Below are 17,090 nucleotides of genomic sequence, written 5' to 3'. Positions count from 1 at the left end.
ATCGTTTGTTCGACCTTTTGCGTTTATAGCGCTGAGTTTCAGCGGTGTAATAATACTCACAACGTGTTTGAATTCGGCTAGTTCCCCCCAATCAGGGATTTGATCTGACTGGGTTTTGCCGGAAATTCCCAGAATCCGTTAATACCGAAGGTCTGGAACATCGATGCTAAATTGTTTTTGTCCAGATGCCTTTGAAGGGAACTTACCATGAGCGGGACCTCATCTGCAGGATAAAGCTCTCTGATTTCACGTGCCAGGTCATTGACCCGCATCTGTCTGACAAAAAAATCTGTTATGATTCCGGCCGGCTTTTCACTGACAATGAACTCGAATGCTTCCTGGGGGCCAGAAAAGGTTCGGGCGCAGAATCCGCATCCGTGAATGAGTTTTGAAAATACGTCTGTGTACGGTGCTGATGGATGAATCACCACAACCACCGGTCGGGCTGTCCGGCTTCGATTCTCTTTGATTTGGGTAAATTTTTTGGCGGTTGACGCTTGTTTTCGTTTTTCAAGAATGTCAATCCAGATGTCGATGGATCTGACTTGAGCAGAAGATGTCAAATAGTTTGAGCAGATATATGAAAATGTGTCCGAGGCCATCAGCGCTTCTATCAGCCGGGAGGCGCATGTGTCCAGAATCGTCGTTGCTACCGTTTCTCCCACTTTGGTGCCGGATTCGATTTTTTTTCTGATTTCGGCAACCACATAATCCGAACAGTGATTGTCTAAGGCTCTGATGGCCGCCATACGCACAAAACCAGCCGGGTCTGTAAGCGCCTTTACAATGGGCGCAGTGGATTCCAATTCAGGATAATGGGACAGGGCCGTGTATAAACAAAAACGGGTCGTGTTTTCAATATTTTTTTGTTCTGTGAGCGTCAAAAGGTCGCCCAGGGATTCCTGGGGAATGGTTCTGCTGATCAACCTCAAAAGGTTTCCAAGCAAATCGGGTACCTGGGTGTATAGATTTGCATGCAGGGCCTCTGCCACTTCGGCGCTTTTATCGCTAAAATATTCGAAGGCCTTGAGCCGGTCTTCAATATTTGGTGAAGCCAGCAGTCGGACATTGGGGTCCTCAGGGGGGCGGCAGGACGGTGCAGTTCCAGGGGGATCGGCAGGTTCGGTTTGCCTTGATAGTTGGGGCAGTTCAGGCGGCCTTGTCTTTTCCCGGGCCTGGGGCGCAGGGGATGTTTTTCGTTTACCCTTTAAAAAGGCCAGGGCATCCAGGATATCCGAATCGCATTTGTCGGTTTGTGCAATCTGCTCCAATCGCTGCACAGCCTTGTCCGTGCCGATACGTTCCATGGCCGTGACCGCTTCCTTACGCAGTTCAAGATCATCGAAAAAAACAAATTCGGCCAGATCATCAACAAGAAATTCCATGCCAAGTCGGCCTGCGGCCCGAAAAATGTCCTTGAGCAAATCCTTGTTGGTCTCCTTGCCCAGGATATGTTTGATTAAATGGGTGATGGGGCCGGGACGGTCCGGATTGGTATGGTTGATCAGGATTATGGAAAATTTAAAATTGAGATGTGCCCTGTCCATGATGAGTTGATACAGACGCGGGCGAAGGGGATGGGTAGGTCCCATGGTGTTCATAAGAAACGATAAAATATTATAGGCAACATTGTCCGGCGCCAGGGCAAGCTGTTCAATTACAGCCTGTTGCTGGTCTTCATCAAGGTTTAAAATCGGTTGCAGGGTCTTTGAATTGATCTGTCCTGTTTCGATAATCCTTTCAAATTCCGAAATAAATGATGCCATATATTCTCCTTACGAATCATATCCTTTTGGATTTTTTTGCTGCCAGCGCCATGCATCTTTGCACATATCTTCAATGTCCAGGTCGGCTTTCCAGCCAAGTTCGCGCTCGGCTTTTGAGGGATCCGCCCAGCATGCGGCAATGTCGCCCGGTCTGCGGGGGGCAATTTCGTAGGGGATATTGTGTCCGCAGGCCTTTTCAAACCCTTTGATCATTTCAATTACGGAATATCCCCTGCCGGTGCCAAGGTTGTAAATACCCACACCTGGGGTTTCCATGAGCCTTTGAAGGCAGCATATATGTCCTTTGGCAAGATCGGTGACATGGATGAAATCCCGGACGCCTGTGCCGTCCGGGGTATCATAATCGTTGCCGAAAACACTGACCCGGGGAAGCTGCCCTATGGCCACCCGGGCCACATAAGGCATCAGATTGTTGGGAATGTCCCTGGGGTCTTCGCCAATGTCTCCGGACGGATGTGCTCCCACCGGATTGAAATATCGCAGCAGGGTGATGTGCCATTTGGGGTCGGCTGTGTAGAGATCAGACAGGATTTCTTCAATCATCAGTTTGGTTCTGCCGTAGGGGTTGGTTACGGACAACGGAAAGTCTTCGGTGATGGGCAGATGGGCCGGGTTGCCGTAGACCGTGGCAGATGATGAAAATACAATGGCGGTGACACCTGATTTTTCCATGGCCGCAATCAGGTTCAGGGTGCCTGTGATATTGTTGTGGTAATAGCGCAGGGGCTGTGAAACCGATTCTCCCACGGCTTTAAGTCCTGCAAAGTGGATCACGGCCTCAATCTCTTTATGGGCTTTGAACACGGCATGGGTGCCGCCTTCATCCAGTAAATCCGTTTGGAAAAACGCAAGGTCTTTTCCCGTAATGTTTCTGACCCGCTCAAGGGCCTTGGCAGATGAATTGACAAGATTATCCAGTATAACCACTTCGTGGCCTTGGTTCAGCAGTTCGACGCAGGTATGGCTGCCGATATATCCGGCACCGCCGGTGACAAGAATTTTCATTGGAATTCCTTATAGGGTTTGAACGTTATCTCTTTTTTCCGGGAAGCCTTGTTGAATATTTCAGAACAGATCTTACATGCTTTACACACTTTTGTACAGGAGGTAAGGGTGGTAAAAAATCGGGACTCCAGCCGGGCGTTGTCTATATGCCATTGCCGGGCAAGTATCTCCGGTGTATCCATCAGGTCAAGAAGGTTGCCGTTAAAAGACCCTTTAACATAGGCACTGATGCACCTTTTTAAAAACCCCACGCCCCGGGTACGGCCGCAAAGCTTTATCCCGTCGGCAACGCCCTGATAATGGTGAACGTCTTCGGGCCGGATAAAAGGGGATTTAAGAAACGTGTGGGGTTGAAAATCGAAATAGGCCTGGCATCCCAGATTTTGATTCATCCGAAATGTGGTTTCCCCGGCAAACCCGGTATTTGAAAGGGCGATATGGGCGTCATGGCTGAGCTTGAACGGGCATTGATAAATGCAGCCCTCATTGGCCAGAAGTTCAATGCGTAGGTCCGGGTCGTAATTCTTGATTGCTTTTGATAAGGCGGCCAGTTTTTCAGGGGATCTGTTTAAAGCGCGGTCTGGTACAATCCGGGTCGGCTTTTTAAATCGTGAAAGGGCAAGCAAATCAAAAAAAGAGAAAAATTTTTCCGGGCTGTCCAGCATGGCGTTTATTCCCGGTATCAGTTCAAGGCGAGGGACGATTTCATGTCCTGTCCGGTCAATGGCACGCACAAGATACATATCTGAAATCACAATGCCTTTTATTCCGACGGTATTATCAAGTTGTTCAATCTCATTGAGTATGCCGGATAACATGGCGTTGTTCACATACACATGGGGGGGCATGAAGCGGGTGTTCATTAAAATATATTTGTCAATTGCTTTTAAGGCGGACAGGGTGGCGCATAGATCCCGGGGTTCAGGTACGAGGCCATCACCGATTCGTACCCTTGCATCGGTTACAGGCCCTGAAGGCAATGGGAAATATATGGATGAAAGGCTTGACGCGTGTCCGATGAGAAACCGGGCATAACCTTCGTCCGGGATAAATGGGACAGATAGCTTCATGACGGGTACATTCATAGATAAATCGAAGTCCAAAGAAAAAGGTGACAAAATCTCAATATGTTACAAATGAGTCAAAAAGGCAAGACCAGGATATTGACACGCAATAATGTATGGTTAAACTTGAACTAATGAGCAGGCTAAGGCCTGGAATCCATACACTGAATAAAAGGAGTATTTTTCAATGATTGAACTTACAGATGCTGCGAAAACGCAGATCGATAATTATTTCCAGGGGAAGGAACCCACCCCCATACGGATTTTTCTTAACTCAGGCGGCTGAGCGGGCCCGTCTCTAGCAATGGCTCTGGATGAGCCTAAAGACAGCGATGATTTGTTTGACGTTAAAGGGCTTAAGTTTGTAGTAGACAAAGAGTTTATGGAAAAAGCACAAAAGATTAAAATTGATTTCAACGGCATGGGGTTCAGCCTTGATTCCGGCATTGAGCTGGGCCAGGGCGGAAACTGCGGGGGATGCTCGGGCGGATCCTGCGGATAGACCGGATCAACTCATGGCTGTTATTGAAAAGGCGTCTTTGCATGAAAAAAGCAAAAGACGTCTTTTTAGTTTGTGTTTGAACGAAAGGTCACCCATCTGCGGCGTTACAAAAAAAATGTAAAATCCTCACAACCATGAGGTTGTTCCGGTTTTAAATTTTTTTTGCGCCTTGCACCTGGGTCACTTTTCGTCCAAACATGGGGACATGCCATCCACATTGCACCGGATGAACAGAGTTTCATGTGTCATTGAATTCTTTCTAACGGGGCGTATTCTGCCGGATGGGTCCTGTAACCAGGATGGGGGACGCCTCTATCTTATCTGCGGCCATCAAACTCACCACCCGCTCAAAAGCGCTTATGATCATCATCTGCTCCCAGTCTTCAATATCGGAAAAGTGCTCTGTGAATGTTTCCTGGAGCAGAGGCGGCAGGTTTTGGATAATTTCCTGACCCTTTTCCGTTAGAAAAAGACTGACGGCCCGCCTGTCATCCTCTCTTTTTTTTCTGGCAATGTATCCACGGGTTTCAAGGCGCTTTGTGATATCGGTCACGGTTGCCTGGCTTAAGCTTGTGGCCCGGGACAAGGGGGTGATGGATATTTGACCATGGGAGGAAATTTCCTGGAGTACAATAAGCTGGGGGCCTGTCAGACCAAATTCTTTGTTCAGCTTTCTGGAATGAATGTCAACTGCCTGGATGATTTTACGAATTGATATCAAAAGGGTTTGACATCTTTGATTGCTGAGTTCTGTTACGGTCATGATTATATTATTTATATTGTGTCTGGGTTGTTTAATAGTAATTGGGGGTTGATGATATTCAGTTTTAGGGTACTATTGTATACTATTATCTTGGCAGGAGGCAAGCATCAAAGGTTTTTGTCCCGCTTGACCCGCAACAGCACCCATGGTAGCCTATGCAATCACAAAGTAAAATCAAACGTATTCCAATATCAATTTTCGGGAAAGAGCCATGGCACAACAGGTTAGAAAAATAGTTTTGAACAGGTGGACTGTTCTTTGCACCGTCATGTTTATGGTCCTTGTCGGTATTGCAGGGTGCGGCGGAGAAAAAGAAAAAAAAGATACGGATCTGGTCTTGGGAAACTGGGTTTACTACAGTAATCGCATCTATATTCTTATCGCTATTGATATGAAAGGTACTTGGACCTCTTCGGTCAGGATTGCCGATGTGACCTCTAAAATTGTTGATTCCAGGGGGACAGCCGGCGGCACCTGGCATTTAGATGAGGGGCAGCTCATTATTACTGTCGTGGCGTCGGATATCAACGATGTCTGGGAAAAAGACGGTACCTACTTTTATAAAATACTTGAACTCAACGACCATCTCATGGTCCTTGAAGGCGAAAACGGCCGCAAGGAAGAATGGAAGAAAACGGTTCCCCAAAAGGGTAAAGAAGGTTCAGGTGCCGTTAATCCCATTGTTGGCATGGCGCCCTATGCCGTTAATCTAAACAAACATTCTTCTAATGCCCAGGATCGTTACCTGTGTTTGAGTATGCATCTGGAACTTATGGAACTGATGCCTGAACAGCCGGTACCCCAATTTCATCCCAGGGCCAGGGATGCCGCCATCATGTACCTGTCATCTTTGATTTATGATGATGTCTCTGATTTTGATCGTATTAAGGTTCAAAAAGAAAAGGTTAAGGATGTACTCAATCCCTATATGGAAGGGCTGATTAAAGACGTTGTCATTGACCATGTTATTATTGCCGTTTCTGCAGCCAAGGTGGAAGAATTTATCATTGAACATACGCCGGCACCAAGCGCGGAGGAGCCCGCTGAAGGAGAAGACGGCAAAAAGGACGGAACAGTAAACGACGCTGCAGATAAAGAGAACTCAAAAGACGCCTGACAGGCAAGTGATTAGTTTTCTTCCCTAGGCTTTATAACCAGTACGGCCCCGGAGTTAATACTGATGTCAGCCTTCTTCTGTGTGAATACATTGCTGATACCCATGGTTGATCCCATGCAAAGGTTTTGACCCGTCAATGGGTACTCCAGACCCTCCAGAGTCAGCCCTTTTACATGGTCCGAAACCGGGATGACGGATATCAGGTCTCCGGGGCGTCCCGTGAGCGTCAAGCGAGACACCACAATATGAATATCATTATGTGCATCAATAATNGTGGTTGGGATTTTCCGGTCTGCGATTCTGCGTAGAAGGAAAATATTTGCCAGGGTATGGTCAAGCCGGGTGCTGGTGGCCCCCATAATGAGAAGTTCGGTACATCCATGGTCAATGGCATATTCCATGCACAATTCCATATCTGTCTGGTCCTTGCGCACCGGGTGCTTGAAAATTTTAACCTGTTTTTTCTTAAAAAATGAAAGGATTTCTTTGGGAATGGAATCTAGGTCGCCAATGATAATTTGGGGCACAATGTCCATGTGGTGGAGATGAACCGCTCCTCCGTCTGCGGCAATAACCATGTCCGCCTGTTGTATTCTGGGTAAAAGTCCGTCTGTTTCAGACAGGGTTCCGTTTGCTACAATGACTATTTTCATAATATGGTTTTCATACCAGAAAAATAATATAATGCAAACAATACTATTTATTGACACAATGTTCAGGAATTCTTATTTTCCAAGCCGATGAAGGTTTTTAAACGTATACATACATATCTGTTTTTTGAGCTTATCCCGCCGTTTGCCATCAGCACCTTTTTTCTTACCTCGGTGTTTTTGATGACCCGGATTCCGGATATCTTGAATATGGTGGTTAACTACAACTCCAGTATTACCGATATCCTTCTTCTGATATCTTATACCCTGCCACGGTTCATGGAATTCAGCATTCCTATGTCCGCCATGATTTCGGTGCTTTTGACCATCATGCGCATGTCAGGAGAAAATGAGATCATTGCCCTGAAAGGGGCGGGCATGTCTTTGTACAAACTTTTGCCGCCGGTACTCCTATTCTGTATGATTACCCTTTCGATTACCATGTGGGTGACGGTGTATGGGATACCCAAGGGCAAACTGGCCCTGAAGGTGAAAACCATAGAACTTGCCAGATCCAGTATTGATGCTGCACTGCAGGAGCGACAGTTCAACAGTCAGCTTGACGGGATCATGATTTATGTGGCCCATGTGGATATGGGGACCCGGGATTTGACGGACGTGTTCATTGAGGATCGCAGGACGGCCGACATGGTCTCTATTTCAACGGCGCCCAGGGGGCGCCTGGTGCGCCAGGGAGACCGGGATCTATACACCATCCGCCTGTATGACGGTATGATCAATCAGGTCAATGTTCAGGATCATTCCGTGACCAATATTAATTTCGGGCACTATGACATCAACATCGACCTGAATGCCATGCAAAAAAATGGGGAAAGGACGGTGAGAAAGAGCTTTGATGAAATGAGTCTGCATGAACTGGTCCAGCGTATCCAAACCGGCTTTAAAACGCCGGAAAGGGAGAGTGAGGCCCGTTTGGTGCTGCATGAAAAGTTCTCCATCCCTTTTGCATGTCTGGCTTTGGGTGTGTTGGCATTCCCCTTGGGTGTTCAGTCCACCTCTTTTAGAAAATCCAACGGCTTTGGTATGGGGGTGGGTTTTTTTCTGCTGTATTATTTGCTGCTGGCCTTTGGCTGGTCGGGCGGGGAGGCCGGTCGTTATCCGCCTGTCATTGCCATGTGGTTGCCCAATGTAGTCATGGGAATTGCGGGTATTTTTCTTTTGATCCGTAATGCCAAGGAGCGGCCCGTTCGTCTGCCTTTTTGGATTCAACATCTTCCGGCAGCGGTTGGGGCACGTTTCAGGAAAAGGACAAAACCATGATTAAATGCCTCCACAAATACTGGCTTAAAGAGTTTGTCCGGATTTTTATGATTATCCAGGCTTTGGTCATGGTGCTGTTCGTTTTTATTGATTACCTGTCCCATATGGATAGAATGTTTGAATACGATGTATCCTTGGCCAGAGGCCTTTGGTATGTGTTGCTTAAGCTGCCGTATATGTTTGTTCAGTTCACACCGGCAGGCCTGCTTCTTGCCGTGATTTGCGTGTTTGGTATCATGAACCGGAACCAGGAAATTACAGCGTTAAAGTCTTCGGGGATCTCCGTCTATTTTCTGGTCAAACCGGCCATTGGGGCCGGATGTTTTCTGGCTCTGTTGATGCTGTTTCTGGGTGAAACTCTGATTCCCTTGTCCATGGCACGTTCCAATTACATCCGTTACCACGAGATGTCCGGAGATAAAAGAGCTGTTCACAGTAGAAAAGACATCTGGATTCGTTCGGACAAAACGCTGGTGCACATTAATTTTTTTGACCCGGTTCAAAAGACGGTGGCCGGCGTCACATACACCACCATGGGCGCAGGATTCAAGATTGCCTCGCGTATTGATGCCGCAACAGGGGTCTATGAAAACGGCCGATGGATTCTGGAAGATGTCGCCGAACAGGTGTATGACCCTGCAATTAATGACTATCATGTGAATATAAGACCCAGAAAGGTCGTCACCCTTGACTTGAACCCCGACGACCTTGGCCGCATGGCCCAAAAGACCAACGAAATGAGTTATACCGAGCTTAGACGGTATGTAGGAAAAGTAACATCCGAGGGGTATGACGCCACCACGTATAAGGTGGATATGCATGGGAAACTGGCCTTCCCCTTTATCTGTGTTATCATGGCGTTGACAGGGGCTGCCACGGGCATGAGGGAGTTTGTGAAGACCAATCTGCCTGTGGGCATTGCCGTGGGTGTGGGATTTTGTTTTTTGTATTGGTTTGTTTTCGGATTTACCGCCTCTTTGGGCTACGCAAAGATTCTGCCGCCGGTGGTGGCCGCCTGGGTGGGGAACCTGGTTTTTCTATGCCTGGGGGGTATCTATCTGATTCAGACGGAATAATGTTGGTTTCATGATTTTTTTTTATCATATCATCACCCTGGTGGTGTTTTTTTTCTGCCTGCCTTTTTTACCTGTTGTCTGGATCTTTTCAGCCAAACGGCGGGCCAATCTATTACAACGACTGGGGTTGTTTACACAGATTCCTGAAAAAGAAGCCAATACCCGTAGAATCTGGGTTCATGCCCTGTCCGTGGGTGAGGTGAACTCAAGTTTTCCCCTGGTAAATGCTTTGAAAAAAAAGTATCCGGCACACCACATTGTATTCACGGCATCCACCAAAACCGGATTTGAGCAGGCTTTTGAGATGATGTGTCCGGGCCGGGCCGATTCTCCGGTTACAACGCTGGGTTATTTTCCCTTTGATATTTGGTTTGCAGTGATCCGGGTTGTTTCGCGTATTTCACCGGATATCGTCTGTCTGGTGGAAACGGATTTATGGCCCGGTTTTTTGTCTGTCATGCATCAACGCAGAATTCCGGTGGTCCTTGTGAATGCCCGTTTGTCTCCAAAATCCTTAAAAGGTTATCGACGCATGGGGCCGTTGGCCAATTTGTTTTTTTCGACGCTTTCCTGTGTGATGGCCCAAACCCGGCAGGATGCTCTGGGATTTGAACAGCTTGGCGTGGCTGAAAATCGTATTCAGGTCACCGGGAATATTAAGTTTGATCAGCCCTGTCCCCGGTTGTCCCGGAGAGAGATTTCAAGTCTTGTCCGGGATCTGGGGTTTCAAGCGGATGACCCAATCATGATTGCCGGGTCCACTCATCCCGGTGAAGAGTCCATGGTGGTCCGGGCGTTTATTCAGGCAAGACAAGCAGTGCCTGAACTCAAACTTGTGATTGCGCCCCGGGACCCGGGAAGGTGTACTGCCTTGCTCAAGGAATTGCCCCTAACCGGATTCAAGGTTGCAAGCTATCTGGATCCGCTTGAAAGCAAGCAAGGTGCGGATATTATGTTTCTTAACACCATCGGCGTCCTATCTAAAGCCTATGCTGTGTGTGTGTGCGCGTTTGTCGGTGGTTCCCTGGTAATCCAGGGCGGGCATAACCTTCTGGAACCGGCCATGTTTGGCAAACCGGTCTTTTTTGGACCTCATATGACAGATTTTGGTGAAATGGCCCAGTTGTTTGTCCAGGGAAACGGCGGCATCCAGGTTGAAGACGGAAAAGCCCTGGCCGTTGAACTCGAACAAATGTTGCGCAATCCGGATGATTGCCGCCGCATCGGGCATAATGCCCGGCAAATTTTTAAAGACAACGCAGGGGCGATAAATGCCAGTTTGGGTCACATGGAGGCGTTCATTGATTAAATCCTGGCTCGACCTGATAGAAAAACGGGTATTGCGAACCATGGAAACCCCTGGGCCATTTTCACCGTTTTCCTTTGATCAGGTGCTGGCCGGATGTGCAGGAATTTATAGGGCGGGTGTAAGGCTGCGTTATGCCATGTATGAATCCGGTTTGCTAAAAACCCGGCGTCTTGACTGCCCTGTGATCGCCATCGGCAATCTGGCGGTGGGCGGATCCGGTAAAACCCCCATGGCTGTTTGGTTAGCAAAAATGCTGGTGGAACAAGGGTTGCGTCCTGTGGTGATCAGTCGGGGTTACAGGGGAACACTTGAGAACGAGGTTGCTGTGGTATCTGACGGCCGGGAAGTGTTTCTGGACGCCAAGACTTGCGGTGATGAGCCTTATATGATGGCCATGGAAAAAGCGTTCCCGGTAGTGGTCGGGAAAGACCGGTATAAGGCAGGTCGCATGGCTTTGGAATATTTTGCACCTGATGTGATCATTCTTGATGACGGCTTCCAGCACCTGAAATTGGAACGGGACCTGAATTTGGTGCTTCTGGACTACACACTGCCATTGGGGAACGGGCGCATGCTGCCGGCAGGCCGTTTGCGGGAAACTCTTTGTATGGCAAAGAACAGAATTGATGCAGTCGTGTTTACCCGGTGTCCCGCAGATGCATTTCAATGGGATACGTTTCAGAAATCTGCAGGACGCCATTTTGCAGATGACATCATAAAAAAATTACTGTCTGTGCCTCTTTTTTTCTGTACACATGAGCCTTTTGTAGCGCAATTACTTCCGGCCGGAATCCATAATAATACAAAGGCGTTTCAATCCTGGTCGCTGAAAGGAAAAACAGCCGTTCTATTTTCAGGTCTGGCCCGGAACGATTCCTTTGTACAATCCGTGCAGGATATAGGTGTAACTGTTGCGGATCACCTTGAGTTTTGCGACCATTGCCGATATAACGAGGCTGATATTAAACGGATTATATCCCGGGCGAAGGCCTTGAACACTGACCTTGTTCTGACGACCCAGAAGGACTGGGTAAAGGTGAATCCGGTATGCTTCGGGGATGTGACGGTTGCTGTTATTGGTATCCGGTTGTGTTTTTCCAATCCCCAGGGCATTGAAAGATTTATTTTGAACAATGCAAACGGGTAAAGCAGGGTGTCACGGGGTTGTCTATGACAACTCAATCGAAATTGATCTATGAATGATGATCAGAATTATCGGTTATTTTGTCTTCTGATACCCGTCCCGGTTGATTTTTGCTATAATCAATTTTGCCGTAGGACAGCAGTTCGTTTTTTTCGGCATAGAGGATGGAATTCTCACAAAATGACCGCCAGAACATATCTGCCTGACAATTGTCCAGGTAGTTCAAAAACCGGTGGCCCAGTTTCCCCATGACAGTCCGGGATAGCGTTTCTTTATTTTTAAATTTTTTTAGATCCGAGTCTATCCAGGCAAGTTTGTCTTCACCCGGATGATACATGACATTCCCAAGTCCAAAATCTTTAGGGCAAAGCATTGCATTGAGAATCACTGCCAGGTCCCGGCCGAAGCATCGGATGATGCCAAGGCAATCCGGACGGTGAACAAAATTGGGATTTAAATCGTCGTAACCAGCCAGAAAATCCATCTCATGGATTGATTCCACACCTTTGCGCATTTTCGGGAACAAAGAGAACGCTGAAAAATAAGTTTTCGGGGTGACCAGCCCCAGTTCAGACAGAATGAAGGCACTTTTTGATTCTCTTTCAGCCTGGGACCTTAAGGCGTATTTTCTAAAAATGTCTTTGGGGATTGATTGGCCGTAACAAACTTTTAAAATGTGATTGTCCACTTTGTAAAGGCTGGCATACAATTGCCGCTTAAATAAGAACGCATCCTCGACTTTCCCTGCATTTACTATGCGAGAACGCCCTTTACAAACAAACAAATGGGACACGCCTTCGATGTTTACTTTTTTAAAAAAACAGTTATTCATGATTTTTGTCGATCGACTTCTATCTTATGGCACTGGCTTTGGGGGGTATCTTTATTGATTTTCCATATAATCGTCAGCAAAGAAAAAGTTATAAACTGGATCATATCAATAAAATGTGTGGTCATGACCTGAAACAATCCATTTGTCAAAAACATTATCAAAAGCGCAAGACAGCATCTTGCATGGTTTTGTATGAATGAATCTTTCCCATATAAAATTAAGCGGCAGCAGATAAAAGCCGAAACGACAAATAATCCGGCATACAGTGCCATTCCTACAATGCCTGTTCTAGTTGCCATGCTCAAAAATATACTATGAGGCCTGTAAAACCCATGGTTTCGATATTTTTTTGGTATTCGGGAACGATATGTTTCTTTATTAATGAATTTAGGATTTCGGAAGGCATCAATTGAAAAGCCAGTCCCCAATACTGGATAATCTTTTATTACCTCAATTGAATAAAGTATTAACCCAGCTCTATGATCATCTTGAAAGAGCTTATCCCCCTTAATCCTGTTTTGTATAGGACTCAGTAATATAATTAGACTCATTGCAGCCATCAAAATGCCAAGAGTTTTTTTATGATCCCATAGCAGCACAAAAAATGAGATACACAAAGCTATCGCCGCCCCTCTTGACTGGGTTGCGATAGTGGATAAAATCAAAACAATAATGGCCACTACCAGGAAAAAACGTTGAAATTTATTCTGGCAAATTTTAAATAGCCACACAGCTAGGAAAAGTCCAAGCATAAACCCGAAAGGAATAATATCCGGTGCAATTGCTTTAAATCCATCAAGCATAAAGCGGGAAGATATGTCGTGCCCCAATATGCCATAATATAAAAGTAAAGCGCCGCTGGCAAAAATAAATTCCGAGAGGACAACACACACAGCAAGCAATAATAGCCTTTTTTTTGTATAGAATAAGTTGACAACGACCAGATAGAAGATCATATAACGAATCAGATGGGAGTATAGATCATGGGCACTATCTAACTTATCCAACGCAAAAATCACACTTATTACTGACCAAGAGAAAAATAGGACTAATGGGTAAAACAAAGGAGTCTTATAATAAAAACCATCAAATCCATTTCGTGCCACGACGATCATGGGCAAAATGGCAGCATAAAAAAACAGTTGATCTAAGAAGGTTGTGTGGGGGAATGGATTTAAAAAAATAACAAGCAGCATTAAAAAAATAGAGATATTTTCTAACCTGACGTTTTCCCTATAGTTCCTTTTTTGTGCAGCTGTCGAAGACTGTACTGAGAAAGATATTTTTTCCATAAAATTAAATATATGAGGTAATTTATTTTTTTTAAGCAATGATTTTTATGTAATCTTGAGGCAGAATTTTTTTCATATAATCCAGGGCCTCATAAGGGGAATCGGTGCTGTGTATCAGATATCGTTTAGGTATAGACGGGAAGTTCTCTTTTACATATCCACGTATCTCCTTTTTTATTCTGGCGCATTCTTTGGCCAAGTATTCTGTGTTACTTTCGGTGGTCTCAAAAGAATTGGATTGGCTGACAACAATCGAATAAGGCGCAACCAGATGAAATTGTTTTTTATCCAATTCTACCCAATTTCCTCCACGGGTGAATTGAATGGCACGGTTTATCTGTTCTGCCGTTAATTCCTTTGAAAATAGAATTGAATAATTATCACTGATCGTGTTTTTTATATATTCAATAATATTCTCTGGAGTCGCATCCTCTCTTAAAATAAAAACGACTAAATTCTTTTTATCTGTTGGAAGTTCTTGTTTTAGAGACTGTTTTTCAATTTCTGTGATGGCATCTATTGTTTCATTTCTTTTAGGCCACTTTACAAGCATATCGTAGGGCATGCTGACGTTTTTATTTTTTAAAAATTGATGGAATCCTCTTAGAGAGAGTTCAAAATGATCCTCAAAACCATTGGATTCAATTAACGCCATAATCATATCATAATATTTGCTATCCGGTGTTAGTTTCCCATTATTCCTATTAAATCCTTTGGTAAGGCCTTTATGATAGGTGATATGATATAAAAGTGACATTAAATGATGATAAGCATCCGGTACATAACAGTCCTGATTGTTTTTTATCTTTTTTTCTAGAATTCTTAACGCGAATACAGGCGGGTAATAAGGATAGCATTCTAAACTTTGGTAGGTATCAAAATATACATCACAGGGAAGCGAACCTGGGAAACCGGCTGCTACCCAGATCATTTTCAGAATATGGGAGGCCTTGAGCATGAAGTCTACATCTTCATCAGAACTGGGATTACCGTCATGTAAACCCCTCAATACTACGTAATCTACACCATTCTGATTCAGGGCTCGTATGAAAGCATGAAAGTCGCCGATCCTCAATCGAAGTGCGCCTCCTTTTTTGCGCGCTTTTCTCCACCGTAATCGTATTTTGGGATATTGGTATAAAAAAATCAGGAAACGCTTTAAATTTATTCGTTGTACCATAAAAAAAATCCCAGTCCTTATTGTTCGGGAACTTAGTCTTAATACTGAAAAAAAATTATTTCTATTATGTTTTGATATAATTTTTTTATTTTGCAGACTGTATATCAAAACATGGGAGTCTTTATCTTTTATAGCTGCTGACGCAAGATAACCGGATATCTCACTGAGCAACTCAAACAAGGCACGATCTTTTGTTTTTTCCTCTAAAACCGCGGACATTGCAACTGCATTAATGGGTGTATTAACTTTTTCTCTCATTAAATTAAATTGCTTATATACGTCAGATTGTTTTGAGATATTATCAAATTGAAAACCGATCCTGCGCCGTTCCATATATTTAATTAATAGCCCGAACTGATAAATATTTTTAAAAAAAATAACTGGATCACCCTCTTCAGTGGCTATGGGATATAAAATGTTTTTGTGTTTTTTTAAAATTGCAAACCCGGAAAGGATGTTATCATGCCAGATCGTAACATAAAACAGTTCCTCGTTGCCCTTTCTCCGGAACGACAACGAATCCAATAGATGTGTCCCAAAACCAGAAAGGGTCTCATTCATTAACTTCACAATCTTGCTTCTTACCACAGGTGTCAATTCAGAATAAATAATTATTTCTTTTAAATTGTTATCTATGGCAAAACTAATCCGTTCATTTAATTTGAATTTCAGGCTGTGTAGATCTCTGTAATAATCTTTTCTTTTCCAAAATAATTTTGTTTTGTATGTTGTCCGGCGGTACGCGTACAAATCAAACCCGGCAGGTTGCGTCTCCCGGCTGAACTCAAAATCAATCAAATGCTTTGAATGTAGACCGGTCAAGATATTATTCAACGCAAAATCCCCATGTTCAGGACAAAGAACAATCTCATCATAAGATTGCAGTTGTTCAATGTATTTTAAATATTCTGGTAGATAGCGAATGTAATGATGATATTCTTTTGGCCAGCTGTTTAGAAACGCATTGGTAATCTCATTTACGCTCTGATTTGATATTTTCCGTACCGATGAGTTTTCCTTGTACAACGCCTTTAATATTTTTTCACCATTAAGGTTCGGTTTCCCTGGCGTACTGTCCAGGTAAGGAAAAACAGCAAAATAGATGCCGTCAATTTCATCCACTATAATGGGCATATTTACAGTGGCATATTTTATTATTTCTTTAAAAAAATTTGAATAATGGATGGATCTTTTAAGGTAAAATTTTTGGATGGATCTTTCAGCTAACTCAACAAAATACCTCCTTTTCCCCCCTTTTACAATTATAGACTTTCGGGCACGAGCCCTATTTTTGGGTCTATTTATAGAAATTATGAAAAGTTGTTGCTCAACTCTTTGAGAGATGGCATTTATAATTTTTTTTTCGCTTTCCTCAAGGATAATTTTATCATTCTCACTGGTAATAGACATTTTTAAAATCCAACTTATTCAGAAAATTTATTTGAAGCTCCTGTGGAATATTATAAAAAATATCTTTTTTAAGACCTCTAACATCCCGATTTCTAATATGCGGCAGTTTATACCATCGTATAGGCCGCATATCATCAAAATCCAATAAGTATATTCGGTTATCCTGAAACACCAAATTTGACATTCGTATATCGCCATGAATGACACCCAGTTTTCTGATTCTATCCACAAGGGAGACCACCATATCCATTCCCTGCTCTATCTTTTTAATGGATTTCACATTATTCTTAAAGTACGCGTCTCCAGTGATGCCTTCCACATATTCATAAACAAAATGTGACATGCCGCGCAACACCCCGGCGATTCGTTTTTCAACAAAGGCAACCGGTGTGGGCACAAAAAAACCTTTGGCTATCAAAAAATTGGAATAGTACCAGTTTCGGCTTGAGCGCGTCGGCCTGAAATATCGTTTAAACTTATGCCACTTGGATTTATAATTGTGGCGTTTAATCACAAGCTTTTTACCGTCCAAAACGACAATGCCGACTTTACTTTTAAAATTATTCTGTATGATTTTTGTCTTATTATCATCCAGAAAGGCATCCGGATCATCCAAGAGCCTGCACATATCATCTGACAGAAATTGTTTATTACACATCACTATTGCCGAAAACGTTT

15 protein-coding genes are annotated in these 17,090 nt (G+C 44.3%); 6 read left to right on the top strand and 9 right to left on the bottom strand.

What is annotated here, in order from left to right:
• Positions 1–77 precede the first annotated feature (77 nt).
• Genes B147_RS0117125 through B147_RS28715 form a run of 3 tightly spaced genes read right to left on the bottom strand, consistent with a single transcriptional unit; the run spans position 78 to position 3,862 of the window.
• Positions 78–1,766, bottom strand: coding sequence for a HEAT repeat domain-containing protein (locus B147_RS0117125; RefSeq protein ID WP_020588428.1), 1,689 nt, complete (start codon positions 1,764–1,766; stop codon positions 78–80).
• Positions 1,767–1,775: 9 nt separating this feature from the next.
• On the bottom strand, positions 1,776–2,792 hold the full coding sequence (galE, locus tag B147_RS0117120) for a UDP-glucose 4-epimerase GalE (protein ID WP_020588427.1): 1,017 nt from the start codon (positions 2,790–2,792) through the stop codon (positions 1,776–1,778).
• Positions 2,789–3,862, bottom strand: a complete 1,074-nt coding sequence (locus tag B147_RS28715; RefSeq protein WP_033397561.1) for a hypothetical protein — start codon at positions 3,860–3,862, stop codon at positions 2,789–2,791. The genes galE and B147_RS28715 overlap by 4 nt, the downstream gene beginning before the upstream one ends.
• Positions 3,863–4,160: 298 nt before the next feature.
• Between B147_RS28715 and B147_RS33640 the strand changes: the two genes are divergently transcribed.
• A complete protein-coding gene (locus tag B147_RS33640; RefSeq protein ID WP_020588424.1) occupies positions 4,161–4,358 on the top strand; it encodes a hypothetical protein in 198 nt (65 codons plus the stop codon).
• Between the two features lie 259 nt (positions 4,359–4,617).
• On the opposite strand, the gene B147_RS28710 is transcribed toward B147_RS33640, so the two are convergent.
• A complete protein-coding gene (locus B147_RS28710; protein ID WP_020588422.1) occupies positions 4,618–5,079 on the bottom strand; it encodes a MarR family winged helix-turn-helix transcriptional regulator in 462 nt (153 codons plus the stop codon).
• A gap of 253 nt (positions 5,080–5,332) precedes the next feature.
• Here B147_RS28710 and B147_RS0117090 point away from each other — a divergent pair, with 253 nt between their 5' ends.
• Positions 5,333–6,238: a flagellar basal body-associated FliL family protein gene (locus tag B147_RS0117090; protein ID WP_033397558.1), complete on the top strand. Its 906-nt coding sequence runs from the start codon at positions 5,333–5,335 to the stop codon at positions 6,236–6,238.
• An 11-nt stretch (positions 6,239–6,249) separates the two neighbouring features.
• On the opposite strand, the gene B147_RS0117085 is transcribed toward B147_RS0117090, so the two are convergent.
• The gene (locus B147_RS0117085; RefSeq protein WP_020588420.1) at positions 6,250–6,891 is read right to left on the bottom strand and encodes a thiamine diphosphokinase; all 642 of its coding nucleotides are present in this window, start codon (positions 6,889–6,891) and stop codon (positions 6,250–6,252) included.
• Positions 6,892–6,978: 87 nt separating this feature from the next.
• On the opposite strand from B147_RS0117085, the gene lptF reads away from it, so the two are divergent.
• From lptF to lpxK, 4 genes are read left to right on the top strand one after another with little or no spacing between them, the layout of a single operon-like run.
• On the top strand, positions 6,979–8,169 hold the full coding sequence (gene lptF, locus B147_RS0117080; protein WP_020588419.1) for an LPS export ABC transporter permease LptF: 1,191 nt from the start codon (positions 6,979–6,981) through the stop codon (positions 8,167–8,169).
• On the top strand, positions 8,166–9,245 hold the full coding sequence (gene lptG / locus B147_RS0117075) for an LPS export ABC transporter permease LptG (RefSeq protein ID WP_020588418.1): 1,080 nt from the start codon (positions 8,166–8,168) through the stop codon (positions 9,243–9,245). Before lptF ends, lptG begins: the two co-directional genes overlap by 4 nt.
• 10 nt (positions 9,246–9,255) lie before the next feature.
• The gene (locus B147_RS0117070; RefSeq protein WP_020588417.1) at positions 9,256–10,554 is read left to right on the top strand and encodes a 3-deoxy-D-manno-octulosonic acid transferase; all 1,299 of its coding nucleotides are present in this window, start codon (positions 9,256–9,258) and stop codon (positions 10,552–10,554) included.
• Positions 10,547–11,701, top strand: a complete 1,155-nt coding sequence (gene lpxK, locus B147_RS0117065) for a tetraacyldisaccharide 4'-kinase (protein WP_020588416.1) — start codon at positions 10,547–10,549, stop codon at positions 11,699–11,701. Before B147_RS0117070 ends, lpxK begins: the two co-directional genes overlap by 8 nt.
• A gap of 46 nt (positions 11,702–11,747) precedes the next feature.
• Here the strand turns inward: lpxK and B147_RS0117060 are convergent, their stop codons facing one another.
• Genes B147_RS0117060 through B147_RS0117045 form a run of 4 tightly spaced genes read right to left on the bottom strand, consistent with a single transcriptional unit; the run spans position 11,748 to position 17,070 of the window.
• The gene (locus tag B147_RS0117060; protein WP_020588415.1) at positions 11,748–12,530 is read right to left on the bottom strand and encodes a hypothetical protein; all 783 of its coding nucleotides are present in this window, start codon (positions 12,528–12,530) and stop codon (positions 11,748–11,750) included.
• A complete protein-coding gene (locus tag B147_RS0117055; RefSeq protein WP_020588414.1) occupies positions 12,527–13,861 on the bottom strand; it encodes an O-antigen ligase family protein in 1,335 nt (444 codons plus the stop codon). The genes B147_RS0117060 and B147_RS0117055 overlap by 4 nt, the downstream gene beginning before the upstream one ends.
• Positions 13,854–16,412, bottom strand: a complete 2,559-nt coding sequence (locus B147_RS0117050; RefSeq protein WP_020588413.1) for a hypothetical protein — start codon at positions 16,410–16,412, stop codon at positions 13,854–13,856. The genes B147_RS0117055 and B147_RS0117050 overlap by 8 nt, the downstream gene beginning before the upstream one ends.
• Positions 16,396–17,070 carry a lipopolysaccharide kinase InaA family protein gene (locus B147_RS0117045; RefSeq protein ID WP_245569037.1) on the bottom strand — a complete coding sequence of 225 codons (675 nt, stop codon included), beginning with the start codon at positions 17,068–17,070 and terminating at the stop codon, positions 16,396–16,398. Before B147_RS0117045 ends, B147_RS0117050 begins: the two co-directional genes overlap by 17 nt.
• Between the last annotated feature and the right edge of the window lie 20 nt (positions 17,071–17,090).

The sequence above is a fragment of the Desulfobacter curvatus DSM 3379 genome, from assembly GCF_000373985.1.
Taxonomy (GTDB): domain Bacteria; phylum Desulfobacterota; class Desulfobacteria; order Desulfobacterales; family Desulfobacteraceae; genus Desulfobacter; species Desulfobacter curvatus.
Note: the sequence above shows the minus strand (reverse complement) of the source record. Positions and strands in the feature narration are given on the sequence as shown.

Coding starts and splice junctions, on each gene's coding strand:
- B147_RS33640 (WP_020588424.1), top strand. CDS start 4,161: ATGGCTCTGGATGAGCCTAAAGACAGCGATGATTTGTTTGACGTTAAA.
- B147_RS0117070 (WP_020588417.1), top strand. CDS start 9,256: ATGATTTTTTTTTATCATATCATCACCCTGGTGGTGTTTTTTTTCTGC.
- B147_RS28715 (WP_033397561.1), bottom strand. CDS start 3,862: ATGAAGCTATCTGTCCCATTTATCCCGGACGAAGGTTATGCCCGGTTT.
- B147_RS0117090 (WP_033397558.1), top strand. CDS start 5,333: ATGGCACAACAGGTTAGAAAAATAGTTTTGAACAGGTGGACTGTTCTT.
- B147_RS0117045 (WP_245569037.1), bottom strand. CDS start 17,070: ATGTGTAATAAACAATTTCTGTCAGATGATATGTGCAGGCTCTTGGAT.
- galE (WP_020588427.1), bottom strand. CDS start 2,792: ATGAAAATTCTTGTCACCGGCGGTGCCGGATATATCGGCAGCCATACC.
- B147_RS0117125 (WP_020588428.1), bottom strand. CDS start 1,766: ATGGCATCATTTATTTCGGAATTTGAAAGGATTATCGAAACAGGACAG.
- B147_RS0117060 (WP_020588415.1), bottom strand. CDS start 12,530: ATGAATAACTGTTTTTTTAAAAAAGTAAACATCGAAGGCGTGTCCCAT.
- lptF (WP_020588419.1), top strand. CDS start 6,979: ATGAAGGTTTTTAAACGTATACATACATATCTGTTTTTTGAGCTTATC.
- B147_RS0117050 (WP_020588413.1), bottom strand. CDS start 16,412: ATGTCTATTACCAGTGAGAATGATAAAATTATCCTTGAGGAAAGCGAA.
- lptG (WP_020588418.1), top strand. CDS start 8,166: ATGATTAAATGCCTCCACAAATACTGGCTTAAAGAGTTTGTCCGGATT.